This window comes from Mycobacterium asiaticum (assembly GCF_001673365.1).
GTDB classification, from domain to species: domain Bacteria; phylum Actinomycetota; class Actinomycetes; order Mycobacteriales; family Mycobacteriaceae; genus Mycobacterium; species Mycobacterium asiaticum_A.
In genome coordinates, this window is the sequence record NZ_LZLS01000058.1 from 1 (window position 1) to 12,697 (window position 12,697).

13 protein-coding genes are annotated in these 12,697 nt (G+C 64.8%); 11 read left to right on the forward strand and 2 right to left on the reverse strand.

From position 1 onward, the window contains the following. Positions 1–146 precede the first annotated feature (146 nt). The 5 genes from A5634_RS06115 to A5634_RS06135 all read left to right on the forward strand — a co-directional run bounded on the left by A5634_RS06115 (position 147) and on the right by A5634_RS06135 (position 5,091). Positions 147–899, forward strand: a complete 753-nt coding sequence (locus tag A5634_RS06115; RefSeq protein WP_065143188.1) for a deoxyribonuclease IV — start codon at positions 147–149, stop codon at positions 897–899. 106 nt (positions 900–1,005) lie between these two features. Further along, the gene (locus A5634_RS06120) at positions 1,006–2,634 is read left to right on the forward strand and encodes an acyl-CoA dehydrogenase family protein (protein ID WP_065143189.1); all 1,629 of its coding nucleotides are present in this window, start codon (positions 1,006–1,008) and stop codon (positions 2,632–2,634) included. A gap of 9 nt (positions 2,635–2,643) precedes the next feature. Then, positions 2,644–3,582 (forward strand): crotonase/enoyl-CoA hydratase family protein, encoded by a 939-nt coding sequence (locus tag A5634_RS06125; protein ID WP_065143190.1) that lies wholly within the window; start codon positions 2,644–2,646, stop codon positions 3,580–3,582. A gap of 16 nt (positions 3,583–3,598) precedes the next feature. Beyond that, positions 3,599–4,321, forward strand: a complete 723-nt coding sequence (locus A5634_RS06130; protein ID WP_155769386.1) for a PaaX family transcriptional regulator C-terminal domain-containing protein — start codon at positions 3,599–3,601, stop codon at positions 4,319–4,321. Continuing rightward, complete coding sequence (locus A5634_RS06135; protein ID WP_065143192.1) at positions 4,318–5,091, forward strand: crotonase/enoyl-CoA hydratase family protein; 774 nt, start codon at positions 4,318–4,320, stop codon at positions 5,089–5,091. Before A5634_RS06130 ends, A5634_RS06135 begins: the two co-directional genes overlap by 4 nt. 12 nt (positions 5,092–5,103) lie before the next feature. On the opposite strand, the gene A5634_RS06140 is transcribed toward A5634_RS06135, so the two are convergent. Together A5634_RS06140 and A5634_RS06145 are read right to left on the reverse strand one after the other, a co-directional pair. Further along, entirely contained in the window at positions 5,104–5,607 is a 504-nt protein-coding gene (locus tag A5634_RS06140; RefSeq protein WP_065143193.1) for a DUF3060 domain-containing protein, read from the reverse strand. A gap of 48 nt (positions 5,608–5,655) precedes the next feature. Beyond that, positions 5,656–5,985 (reverse strand): DUF3060 domain-containing protein, encoded by a 330-nt coding sequence (locus A5634_RS06145; RefSeq protein ID WP_437339948.1) that lies wholly within the window; start codon positions 5,983–5,985, stop codon positions 5,656–5,658. Positions 5,986–6,311: 326 nt separating this feature from the next. Here A5634_RS06145 and A5634_RS06150 point away from each other — a divergent pair, with 326 nt between their 5' ends. The 6 genes from A5634_RS06150 (at position 6,312) to A5634_RS06175 (ending at position 12,660) form a co-directional block, all read left to right on the forward strand. Beyond that, positions 6,312–6,968, forward strand: a complete 657-nt coding sequence (locus tag A5634_RS06150) for a TetR/AcrR family transcriptional regulator (protein ID WP_065143195.1) — start codon at positions 6,312–6,314, stop codon at positions 6,966–6,968. A 283-nt stretch (positions 6,969–7,251) separates the two neighbouring features. Further along, positions 7,252–7,626: a 30S ribosomal protein S12 gene (rpsL, locus tag A5634_RS06155; RefSeq protein WP_007767794.1), complete on the forward strand. Its 375-nt coding sequence runs from the start codon at positions 7,252–7,254 to the stop codon at positions 7,624–7,626. Then, on the forward strand, positions 7,626–8,096 hold the full coding sequence (rpsG, locus tag A5634_RS06160; RefSeq protein WP_036352615.1) for a 30S ribosomal protein S7: 471 nt from the start codon (positions 7,626–7,628) through the stop codon (positions 8,094–8,096). The genes rpsL and rpsG overlap by 1 nt, the downstream gene beginning before the upstream one ends. Positions 8,097–8,162: 66 nt before the next feature. After that, positions 8,163–10,268, forward strand: a complete 2,106-nt coding sequence (gene fusA / locus A5634_RS06165; RefSeq protein WP_081290231.1) for an elongation factor G — start codon at positions 8,163–8,165, stop codon at positions 10,266–10,268. A 101-nt stretch (positions 10,269–10,369) separates the two neighbouring features. Beyond that, positions 10,370–11,560 (forward strand): elongation factor Tu, encoded by a 1,191-nt coding sequence (gene tuf, locus A5634_RS06170; RefSeq protein WP_065143196.1) that lies wholly within the window; start codon positions 10,370–10,372, stop codon positions 11,558–11,560. Between the two features lie 296 nt (positions 11,561–11,856). After that, positions 11,857–12,660: an SHOCT domain-containing protein gene (locus tag A5634_RS06175; protein WP_065143197.1), complete on the forward strand. Its 804-nt coding sequence runs from the start codon at positions 11,857–11,859 to the stop codon at positions 12,658–12,660. The last annotated feature ends 37 nt before the right edge of the window (positions 12,661–12,697 follow it).

The window sequence follows — 12,697 nt, forward strand, 5'->3', positions numbered from 1 at the left end:
CATCAGACGGCGACGCCCAGCAAGCCGGAACGGAGGTCGCCTGAAACACCCCGATCCACAGGTCTTGACAATTCCTCGTGCCTACGGACTCACACCTTAAGCGCAGGACGCCGAAGTGGATCGACCTTCGTCATTAAACTTGCAGAGTGCTCATCGGTTCACATGTTCGCGCAGACGATCCTCTGGCCGCGGCCGCCGCAGACGGCGCCGACGTTGTCCAGTTTTTCCTGGGAAATCCGCAGAGTTGGAAGAAACCTAAGCCGCGCGAGGACGCGCAGACCCTTCGAGCGTCCGACGTGTCGCTGTATGTCCACGCGCCGTACCTGATCAACGTCGCTTCGGCGAACAACCGCATCCGCATCCCGTCGCGCAAGATCCTGCAGGACACCTGCGACGCCGCTGCCGAAATCAACGCGACGGCTGTGATCGTGCACGGGGGCCACGCCGACGACAACGACGTGGAGGCGGGTTTCGAGCGGTGGGTGAAGGCGCTGAAGTACCTCGAGACCGATGTCCAGGTCTATTTGGAGAACACCGCCGGCGGCGACCACGCGATGGCTCGCTACTTCGACACCATCGGGCGGCTCTGGGATCACATCGGGGACAGCGGAATTGGCTTCTGCCTGGACACCTGCCACGCATGGGCTGCCGGTGAGGCGCTGATCGACGCGGTCGAGCGGATCAAGGCGTTGACCGGTCGCATTGACCTGGTGCACTGCAACGATTCGCGGGACGCCGCCGGTTCGGGCGCCGACCGGCACGCTAACTTCGGCACCGGTCAGATCGATCCCGACCTGTTGGTTGCCGTCGTCACGGCCGCGGACGCGCCGGTGATCTGCGAAACCGCCGACGAGGGCCGCAAAGACGACATCGCCTTTCTGCGCGAGCGCACCGGCTGATCCACGGCGCCGAGCGTGCGACCAGCTTCACGTTCGGCGCAACCAGGGCGACGCGCAGGCATTACAGCTCCTTGTGCGGTTGTCGGAAAAATGTAACATTGGGGCCATGTCGGATACGCACGTCGTCACCAACCAGGTTCCACCGCTGGAGAACTACAACCCCGCATCCTCGCCCGTCCTCGTCGAAGCGCTAATCCGAGAAGGCGGCCAGTGGGGTCTGGACGAGGTAAACGAGCTCGGCGCGATCAACGGCAGCCAGCAGGCACAGCGCTGGGGTGAGCTCGCCGACCGGAACCGGCCCGTCCTGCACACCCATGACCGGGTCGGGTACCGCATCGACGAGGTGGAGTACGACCCCGCCTATCACGAGCTGATGCGCACGGCGATCGCCCACGGCCTGCACGCCGCACCATGGGCCGACGAACGGCCGGGTGCACATGTGGTGCGCGCCGCCAAGACGTCGGTGTGGACGGTCGAGCCCGGCCACGTCTGCCCGATCTCGATGACGTATGCCGTAGTGCCGGCGCTGCGCTGCAACCCCGAACTCGCCGCCGTCTACGAACCGTTGCTGACCAGCCGCGAATACGACCCGGAGTTGAAGCTGGCCACCACGAAACCCGGTATCACCGCGGGCATGTCGATGACCGAGAAGCAAGGCGGTTCCGACGTGCGCGCCGGCACCACCGAGGCGACACCCAACGGTGACGGCACCTACAGCCTGCGCGGGCACAAGTGGTTCACCTCGGCGCCGATGTGCGACATCTTTCTGGTGCTGGCACAAACCCCGAAAGGGTTGTCCTGCTTCATGTTGCCGCGCATCCTGCCCGACGGCTCCCGCAACCGGATGTTCCTGCAACGGCTGAAAGACAAGCTGGGTAACCACGCCAACGCGTCCAGTGAGGTCGAATACGACGGTGCCACTGCATGGTTGGTGGGCGAGGAGGGCCGTGGCGTCCCGACCATCATCGAGATGGTCAACCTCACCCGCCTGGACTGCACGCTGGGCAGCGCCACCAGCATGCGGACCGGCCTGACTCGCGCCATCTACCACGCACAGCATCGAAAGGCGTTCGGCGCCTACCTGATTGACCAGCCCCTGATGCGCAACGTGCTGGCCGACCTGGCGGTGGAGGCCGAGGCCGCGACCATGGTGGCGATGCGGATGGCCGGCGCGACCGACAAGGCGGTGCGCGGCGACGAACGAGAAGCGCTGCTGCGGCGTATCGGGTTGGCGGCCAGCAAGTACTGGGTGTGCAAGCGTTCCACCCCGCATGCCGCCGAAGCGCTCGAGTGCCTGGGCGGCAACGGCTACGTCGAGGACTCCGGCATGCCGCGCCTGTACCGCGAGGCACCGCTGATGGGAATCTGGGAGGGTTCGGGCAACGTGAGCGCGCTGGATACGTTGCGCGCCATGGCAACTCGGCCCGAGTCGGTCGAAGTGCTGTTCGACGAACTTGACCAGACGGCGGGTCAAGACGTCCGGCAGGATGCGCACGTGAATCGGCTGCGCGAAGAGCTGGCCGATCTGGAAACCATCCAATACCGCGGCCGCAAGGTTGCCGAAGACATCTGCCTGGCACTGCAGGGATCGTTGCTGGTGCGCCACGGACATCCGGCGGTCGCCGAGGCGTTCCTGGCCACGCGGTTGGACCGCCAGTGGGGTGGGGCATTCGGCACCATGCCGTCCGGACTGGATCTGGCGCCGATCATCGAGCGTGCCTTGGTCAAGGGCTGAGCGGCGCCGATGACGCACGCCATCAGGCCAGTCGATTTCGACAACCTGAAAACGATGACCTACGAGGTCACTGACCGGGTCGCACGCATCACCTTCAACCGGCCCGAAAAGGGCAACGCGATCATCGCCGACACACCGCTGGAGCTCTCTGCGTTGGTGGAGCGCGCCGACTTGGACCCGAATGTGCACGTGATTCTGGTGTCCGGGCGCGGCGAGGGCTTCTGCGCGGGTTTCGACTTGTCCGCTTACGCCGACCGGACCGGGTCGGCGGGCGGTGAAGGCGGCTATCACGGCACCGTGCTGGACGGGAAGACCCAAGGCGTCAATCACCTGCCGAACCAGCCGTGGGACCCGATGATCGACTATCAGATGATGAGCCGGTTCGTGCGCGGCTTTTCCAGCCTGATGCATGCCGACAAGCCCACCGTGGTCAAGATTCACGGCTATTGCGTGGCCGGTGGCACCGACATCGCGCTGCACGCCGACCAGGTGATCGCCGCGGCCGACGCCAAGATCGGCTACCCACCGACCCGGGTGTGGGGGGTGCCGGCCGCCGGCCTGTGGGCCCACCGCCTCGGGGACCAGCGCGCCAAGCGCCTGCTGTTCACCGGCGATTGCATCACGGGTGCGCAGGCCGCCGAGTGGGGGCTGGCGGTGGAAGCGCCCGACCCGGCGGACCTCGACGAGCGCACCGAACGGCTGGTATCGCGGATCGCCGCGCTACCGGTCAATCAGCTGATCATGATCAAGTTGGCGCTCAATGCTCCGCTGCTGCAACAGGGTGTCGCGACGAGCCGCATGGTCAGCACCGTGTTCGACGGGGTCGCCCGGCACACGCCCGAGGGACACGCGTTCGTTGCCGACGCGATGGAGCATGGCTTCCGCGATGCGGTCAAACACCGTGACGAACCGTTCGGTGACTACGGTCGAAGAGCCTCCCAGGTTTGAGAAGATGCCCAAATCGCTGGCCCGCCTGACCGCTCGGTCGGTGGTGCTCAGCGTGTTGCTGGGTGCTCACCCCGCGTGGGCCACGGCTAGCGAATTAGTAAGGCTGACAGCCGATTTCGGGATCAAGGAGACCGCACTGCGGGTCGCGTTGACGCGGATGGTCGGCGCGGGTGACCTGATCCGGTCCGCTGACGGCTACCGGCTTTCGGACCGGCTGCTGGCTCGACAGCGTCGGCAGGACGAGGCGATGCGTCCGCGCACCACGGCGTGGCGTGGCTCCTGGCACCTCGTGGTGGTCACCAGTGTCGGCACCGACTCGCGGTCCCGGGCCGCGCTGCGAAACATGATGCACGACAAGCGGTTCGGTGAGCTGCGTGAAGGCGTTTGGATGCGACCGGACAATCTCGAGCTGGAGTTGGATGCTGACATCGCCGCCCGAGTCCGGGTACTGAGAGCACGCGACGAGGCGCCCGCCACGCTGGCCGGGCAACTATGGAAGCTGAGCGAGTGGGCCGAAGCCGGTCATGGACTACTCGACGAATTAGCCCGTGCGGCAGACATGCCCGCGCGATTCGGGGTGGCGGCCGCGGTGGTGCGACACGTTCTGACCGACCCGATGCTGCCCGCCGAATTGCTGCCCGCGGATTGGCCGGGTGCCCGGTTGCGGGCGGCTTATCACGACTTCGCCACCGAGGTGGCGGAACGACGGGACACCACCCAACTGCAGGAGGCGACATGAGCGATCTGGTGCGAGTGGACCGCGACGGCCCGGTGACCACGGTAACCATCAACCGGCCCGACGCCCGCAATGCGGTCAACGGCCCGACCGCCGCCGCGCTGTACAGCGCGTTCGAGCAATTCGATCGCGACGAGAACGCATCGGTCGCGGTGTTGGGCGGCGAAGGCGGAACATTCTGTGCGGGTGCAGATTTGAAAGCCTTCGGTTCCCCGCAAGCTAATTCCGTGCATCGCACCGGCCCCGGCCCGATGGGCCCGTCGCGCATGATGCTGTCCAAACCGGTGATCGCGGCGGTCGACGGCTACGCGGTGGCCGGCGGGCTGGAACTCGCGCTGTGGTGCGACCTACGGGTGGCCGAGGAGGACGCCGTGTTTGGCGTGTTCTGCCGCCGCTGGGGCGTCCCGCTGATCGACGGAGGCACCGTCCGGTTGCCCCGCCTGATCGGGCACAGTCGGGCGATGGACATGATTCTCACCGGCCGTGCGGTCAAGGCCGACGAGGCGCTCGCGATGGGGCTGGCCAACCGGGTGGTACCCAAAGGTCAAGCGCGCCAAGCCGCGCAGCAGTTAGCCGCCGAACTGGCCACGCTGCCGCAACAATGTCTGCGGTCGGACCGACTGTCGGCGTTGCACCAATGGGGGCTGCCGGAGTCCGCCGCGATGGACCTCGAGTTCGCCAGCATTTCCCGGGTTGCCGGCGAGTCGTTGCAGGGCGCGGCGAGGTTCGCCGCCGGTGCAGGCCGACACGGCCAACCCGCTACTGACGAATAGGAGCGGGACTCCTCAGCCCTTGGTGACGGTGTTGTTGGGGCCGATCTTGTCGACCTTCGGTTCACCGTCTTTGTAGGTGATGGTGTTGTCCATCCCGAGCACCCTGATGTGACCGGTCACCTTGTCGACGGTGATCTTGTTCTTCGTGCCGCCGACGCTGACCGACTCGCACGTGCCGTTGACGGTCAACGTGTTGTCTGAACCCGTCACGCTCAACGACTTGCCCTCTTCGCAGGAGATGGTGGCCGTCTGGCCCATGTACGCGTAGACCACCGTGTCACCAACCTCCACCGAGGTGCTGATGGTGGGGCCACCGCCGGAGGTGGTCTCCGACGTTCCGCCCCCGCTGCTGGTAGAGGTGCTCGACGACGACTTGGCCGAGGACGATGCGGAGCTGCCGCCGGGCGGGCTGGCCGTCGAGCTGCAGCCGACCAAGCCGACGGCGGCGGTCACGGCCACCGACGCCAGGACCAGCCCGGCCAATTTGAACGAGCTGGCAGTTTCGTTGGCGCACATAGTTCCTCGATTCCTTCCCGATTGCGGCCCGATGGAAAGCCCGGTAGGTCAGGGGCCAACCCGTTGAATCCGGTTGGTCATGCCAAGTTCGCGGCCACGGTCCCAGATGACCGGATCGCCGTTGTGGAAATACACCGTCCCGTCATAGCCGTAGACGGTGATGTCGTTGACGACCGTGTCGGCGACGACGGTGTTACCCGTCCCCATCATCGTGACGGCCCAGCACGACCCTTTCGCGGTGACGATGTTGTTGGTCCCGTTGACGAACAGGGTGGCGTCGTTGCAGTCGATCGTCGTCTCGACGCCCTGCCCAGTGATGTGTGTGTCGCCGTTCTTGGCGTGGGCCACCGGAGCCGGCGCGGCCGGCGTGGCGGCCATGGTCGCGACGCAGACTGCCAGCGCCCCGACGGCGGTTGTCCATCTCACTGTGGTGCCCCCGTTCGTTGAGCGGGCGATCTGCTGGGTAAGACCTCGATTGACACTACGTGCATTTAACTGCCTGACGACAGTCCCAGTCAGCAAATATCGCCAAAAACCCGCTCGTCGCGCCGCGCCGGGTTGCTCGCCGAGTCGAAGACGACGGAGCGCCGCGCCCGGTCGCTGGCGGTCCGGTCAACTAGAGTCATTAGTTAGCTCGCGCGTTGCCGGCTATGGCTGACCGAGGGGCTGACCGAGGGGCCGTCTCAACCGAAGGGCAAATTGCCATGGCAGCTCATCCGGAACCACCGTCCGGCGCTGCCCGCGCGCGTGGTGGAAAGACCGGAGCCCGCCAGGCCAAGCTGAGCCGGGAGGGCATCGTCGAAGGGGCGCTGACCTTTCTGGATCGAGAGGGCTGGGACTCACTGACCATCAACGCTCTGGCGACCCAGCTCGGGACCAAAGGGCCCTCGCTCTACAACCACGTGGACAGCCTCGAGGATCTGCGTCGCGCGGTGCGGATCCGGGTCATCGACGACATCATCACCATGCTCAACCGGGTCGGCGAGGGACGTTCCCGCGACGACGCCGTGTTGGTGATGGCCGGTGCCTACCGCAGTTACGCACACCATCACCCCGGCCGGTACTCGGCATTCACCCGGATGCCGCTGGGCGGTGACGACCCCGAATACACGGCTGTGACCAGGGGCGCCGCCGCACCGGTCATCGAGGTGTTGTCGTCCTACGGTCTACAAGGCGAGGAGGCGTTCTACGCTGCCCTGGAATTCTGGTCGGCGATGCACGGCTTCGTGTTGCTGGAAATGACCGGGGTGATGGAAGAGATCGACACCGATGCCGTGTTCACCGATATGGTGCTGCGGTTGGCGGCGGGGATGGATCGGCGCACCATGGAGGTGCCCGAACAGGCTTCCGATAGGTCCTAGTCCGGGTCCCCTGGTGGACCGGAGTCCATCGCTTTGACCTGCCAGACCCGTGCCGGGTATTGTGGTACCTCGTGCCTGGCGGCTAAGGGCGCCTGAAGTTGGGGGCGTAAATGCCGGGCCAATTCGCGTGTCCACAAAGCAACGGATAACACGGATGTGTTCCGGGCAAGCGCATGCGACACGCCCGGCCGCGGGGTGAGCAAGTTATTCCGCGGCGGGGCATTAGAGCAGTACAGGAACTTTTCGAACACGCACTTTGAACAGCAACACAGAAAGCCGGTAGATGCCAACCATTCAGCAGCTGGTCCGCAAGGGTCGCCGCGACAAGGTCGCCAAGGTCAAGACCGCGGCCCTCAAGGGCAGCCCGCAGCGCCGTGGCGTGTGCACCCGCGTGTACACCACCACCCCGAAGAAGCCGAACTCGGCGCTTCGGAAGGTCGCCCGTGTGAAGCTGACGAGCCAGGTTGAGGTCACGGCCTACATCCCCGGCGAAGGCCACAACCTGCAGGAGCACTCGATGGTGCTGGTGCGTGGCGGCCGGGTGAAGGACCTGCCCGGGGTCCGCTACAAGATCATCCGCGGTTCGCTGGACACGCAGGGCGTGAAGAACCGCAAGCAGGCTCGCAGCCGTTACGGCGCCAAGAAGGAGAAGAGCTAATGCCGCGCAAGGGACCCGCGCCCAAGCGTCCGCTGGTCAACGACCCGGTCTACGGGTCGCAGCTGGTCACCCAGCTGGTGAACAAAGTTCTGCTCAAGGGGAAGAAATCCCTGGCCGAACGCATTGTCTATGGTGCGCTCGAGCAAGCCCGCGACAAGACCGGCACCGATCCCGTCATCACCCTCAAGCGTGCTCTGGACAACGTCAAGCCCGCCCTGGAGGTGCGCAGCCGGCGCGTCGGTGGCGCCACCTACCAGGTGCCCGTCGAGGTGCGTCCGGACCGGTCCACCACGCTGGCACTGCGCTGGCTCGTCAGCTTCTCGCGGCAACGCCGGGAGAAGACGATGGTCGAGCGTCTGGCCAACGAGATCCTCGATGCCAGCAACGGCCTGGGGGCCTCCGTCAAGCGGCGCGAGGACACCCACAAGATGGCCGAGGCAAACCGCGCCTTCGCGCACTATCGCTGGTGACGGGCACCAGCACAGCACGCTGGGCGCAACCGAACTGACAAGCAACGAAAGAGTGGGAAGACTTCTGTGGCACAGAAGGACGTTCTGACCGACCTGAGCAAGGTCCGCAATATCGGCATCATGGCGCACATCGATGCCGGCAAGACCACCACCACCGAGCGCATCCTCTACTACACCGGCATCAGCTACAAGATCGGTGAGGTGCACGACGGTGCCGCCACCATGGACTGGATGGAGCAGGAGCAGGAGCGTGGTATCACCATCACCTCCGCCGCCACCACCACGTTCTGGAAGAACCACCAGATCAACCTGATCGATACCCCCGGCCACGTCGACTTCACCGTCGAGGTGGAGCGCTCGCTGCGGGTGCTGGACGGCGCCGTGGCGGTGTTCGACGGCAAGGAAGGTGTCGAGCCGCAGTCCGAGCAGGTGTGGCGCCAGGCCGACAAGTACGACGTGCCGCGCATCTGCTTCGTCAACAAGATGGACAAGATCGGCGCGGACTTCTACTTCTCGGTCAAGACCATGGAGGAGCGCCTCGGCGCCAACGTGATCCCGATCCAGCTGCCGATCGGTTCGGAGAGCGAGTTCGAGGGCATCGTCGACCTGGTCGAGATGAACGCCAAGGTGTGGCGGGGCGAGACCAAGCTGGGCGAGACCTACGACACCGTCGAGATTCCTGCCGACCTGGCTGAGAAGGCCGACGAGTACCGCACCAAGCTGCTCGAGGCGGTCGCCGAGACCGACGAGGCACTGCTGGAGAAGTACTTCGGCGGCGAAGAACTCACCGTCGAGGAGATCAAGGGTGCCCTGCGCAAGCTGACGATCACCTCCGAGGCGTACCCGGTGCTGTGCGGCAGCGCGTTCAAGAACAAGGGCGTGCAGCCCATGCTCGACGCCGTCGTCGACTACCTGCCTTCGCCGCTGGACGTGCCGGCGGCCACCGGCCACGTTCCGGGCAACGAGGAAGAAGAGGTCACCCGCAAGCCGTCGACCGAGGAGCCCTTCTCGGCCCTGGCCTTCAAGGTCGCCGCGCACCCGTTCTTCGGCAAGCTGACCTACGTCCGGGTGTACTCCGGCAAGGTCGACTCCGGCTCGCAGGTCATCAACTCGACCAAGGGCAAGAAGGAGCGCCTGGGCAAGCTGTTCCAGATGCACTCCAACAAGGAGAACCCGGTGGACACGGCTTCAGCCGGTCACATCTACGCGGTGATCGGGCTGAAGGACACCACCACCGGCGACACCCTGTGCGACCCGAACAACCAGGTCGTGCTGGAGTCGATGACGTTCCCGGACCCGGTCATCGAGGTGGCCATCGAGCCGAAGACCAAGAGCGACCAGGAGAAGCTGAGCCTGTCGATCCAGAAGCTCGCCGAAGAGGACCCCACCTTCAAGGTGCACCTCGATCAGGAGACCGGCCAGACCGTGATCGGCGGCATGGGCGAGTTGCACCTGGACATCCTGGTGGACCGCATGCGCCGCGAGTTCAAGGTCGAGGCCAATGTCGGCAAGCCGCAGGTGGCTTACAAGGAGACGATCCGCCGGGTCGTGGAGAGCGTCGAGTACACCCACAAGAAGCAGACGGGTGGTTCGGGTCAGTTTGCCAAGGTGCTGATCAAGCTCGAGCCGTTCGTCAGCGAAGACGGCGCGACCTACGAGTTCGAGAGCAAGGTCACCGGTGGGCGCATCCCGCGCGAGTACATCCCGTCGGTGGACGCGGGTGCACAGGACGCCATGCAGTACGGCGTGCTGGCCGGATACCCGCTGGTGAACTTGAAGGTCACCCTGCTAGACGGCGCGTACCACGACGTCGACTCGTCAGAAATGGCGTTCAAGATCGCCGGTTCCCAGGTGCTGAAAAAGGCTGCGCAGCAAGCCCAACCGGTGATCCTGGAACCGATCATGGCTGTCGAGGTCACCACGCCCGAAACCTACATGGGCGACGTGATCGGCGACCTGAACTCCCGCCGCGGCCAGATTCAGGCCATGGAAGAGCGGGCCGGCGCGCGCGTCGTCAAGGCGCAAGTGCCACTGTCGGAGATGTTCGGTTATGTTGGCGACCTGCGGTCCAAGACTCAAGGCCGGGCAAACTACTCCATGGTGTTCGACTCGTACTCCGAAGTTCCGGTGAACGTGTCGAAGGAAATCATCGCTAAGGCGACGGGCGAGTAAATCTCGGCAGGGAGTACCCTGGCCCGGTTACCAACCGCGGCAAAAACCTAGAAAAATCAACACTGCTTTTTTAAGCACCAACAGTCCAGGAGGACACAGAAGTGGCGAAGGCGAAGTTCCAGCGGACCAAGCCCCACGTCAACATCGGGACCATCGGTCACGTTGACCACGGCAAGACCACCCTGACCGCGGCTATCACCAAGGTCCTGCACGACAAGTACCCGGACTTGAACGAGTCCAAGGCGTTCGACCAGATCGACAACGCGCCTGAAGAGCGTCAGCGCGGTATCACGATCAACATCGCGCACGTGGAGTACCAGACCGACAAGCGCCACTACGCGCACGTCGACGCCCCCGGCCACGCCGACTACATCAAGAACATGATCACCGGTGCCGCCCAGATGGACGGCGCGATCCTGGTGGTCGCGGCGACCGACGGCCCGATGCCGCAGACGCGCGAGCACGTGCTGCTGGCCCGTCAGGTGGGTGTGCCCTACATCCTGGTCGCACTGAACAAGTCCGACGCCGTCGACGACGAGGAGCTGCTCGAGCTCGTCGAGCTGGAGGTCCGCGAGCTGCTGGCCGCCCAGGAGTTCGACGAGGAGGCCCCGGTCGTGCGGGTTTCGGCGCTCAAGGCGCTCGAAGGCGACGCGACCTGGGTCAAGTCCGTCGAGGACTTGATGGACGCTGTCGACGAGTCGATTCCGGACCCGGTCCGCGACACCGACAAGCCGTTCCTGATGCCCGTCGAGGACGTCTTCACCATCACCGGCCGCGGCACCGTGGTCACCGGTCGTGTGGAGCGCGGCGTGGTCAACGTGAACGAGGAAGTCGAGATCGTCGGCATCAAGCCGACCAGCACCAAGACCACGGTCACCGGTGTGGAGATGTTCCGCAAGCTGCTCGACCAGGGTCAGGCCGGTGACAACGTCGGTCTGCTGCTGCGTGGTGTTAAGCGTGAGGACGTCGAGCGCGGCCAGGTCGTCATCAAGCCCGGCACCACCACCCCGCACACCGAGTTCGAGGGCCAGGTCTACATCCTGTCCAAGGACGAGGGTGGTCGGCACACGCCGTTCTTCAACAACTACCGTCCGCAGTTCTACTTCCGCACCACCGACGTGACCGGTGTGGTGACGCTGCCGGAGGGCACCGAAATGGTGATGCCCGGTGACAACACCAACATCTCGGTGAAGCTGATCCAGCCCGTCGCCATGGACGACGGTCTGCGGTTCGCGATCCGTGAAGGTGGCCGCACCGTCGGCGCCGGCCGGGTCACCAAGATCATCAAGTAGCGCTCACCGCGCGAACAGACGCAAAAGCCTCCGAAAATCCAGTGGTTTTCGGGGGCTTTTGCGTCTCAGTGGGCGGCTAGTGGGCTAACGAAGCATCACGACTGCATCGTGTCTGATGCCTAAGTGCATGCCATGCGGACCACGGTTACCCTCGGCCCGACGTGTTCGCAGCGCTGCAGCGTGCCGCGCGGAAACGGGGTATGTCTTTTAAGGCGTTGGCCAAAATTTGTGATCGGTAACGCCGTCGGCGGCGCTACTCTGACACCACCTTTTCGGGCGATTTAAGGAGTGGGCAAATGCTGGCGCGCTACATCAAGATGCAGCTGTTGGTGCTGCTGTGCGGCGGCCTGGTCGGGCCGATATTTTTGGTCGTCTACTTCTTCCCGCCGTTCCGGGACGTGCTGTCCTGGATGTTCTACGCTGGCCTGCTCATCACCGTCGCCGACGTGCTCGTCGCTATCGCGCTGACATATTGGGGCATCAACACGGCGGCCAAGAACGAGGCACTTGAGCAGACGGGGGTGCTCACCCTGGCCCAAATCACCGGTCTCAGTGAGACCGGCACCAGGATCAACGAGCAGCCCGTGGTCAAGGTGCACCTGCACATCTCAGGACCGGGAATCGCACCGTTCAACAGTGAGGACCGCGTCATCGCCAGCGTGACGCGACTGGGTAACCTGACCGCGCGCAAGCTTGTAGTGCTGGTCGACCCCACCACGAACGAGTATCGAATCGACTGGGAGCGCAGTGCATTGGTCAACGGCCTGGTTCCGGCGCAGTTCACCATCGAGGGAGACAACCGCACCTACGATCTGAGCGGTCAGACCGGGCCGCTGATGGAAATCCTGCAGCTGCTCAAGGCCAACAACATCCCGCTCAACCGCATGGTGGATGTGCGGGCCAATCCGGGGCTGCGTCAACAAATTCACGCCGTGGTACGCCGGACCGTCGAGCAGCATGCAGGAATGGGCGACGTACCGGTCGCGCCGCAGGCCTCGATCGGCGACCGACTTCAGGAGCTGGAGTCGCTGCGTGCCAGCGGGGTACTCAACGACGACGAATACGCCAATCGGCGCGCCCAGATCATCGCCGAAATCTGAGATCGTTGCCGCCAACTAAACGGGGCGGCGAAGTTCG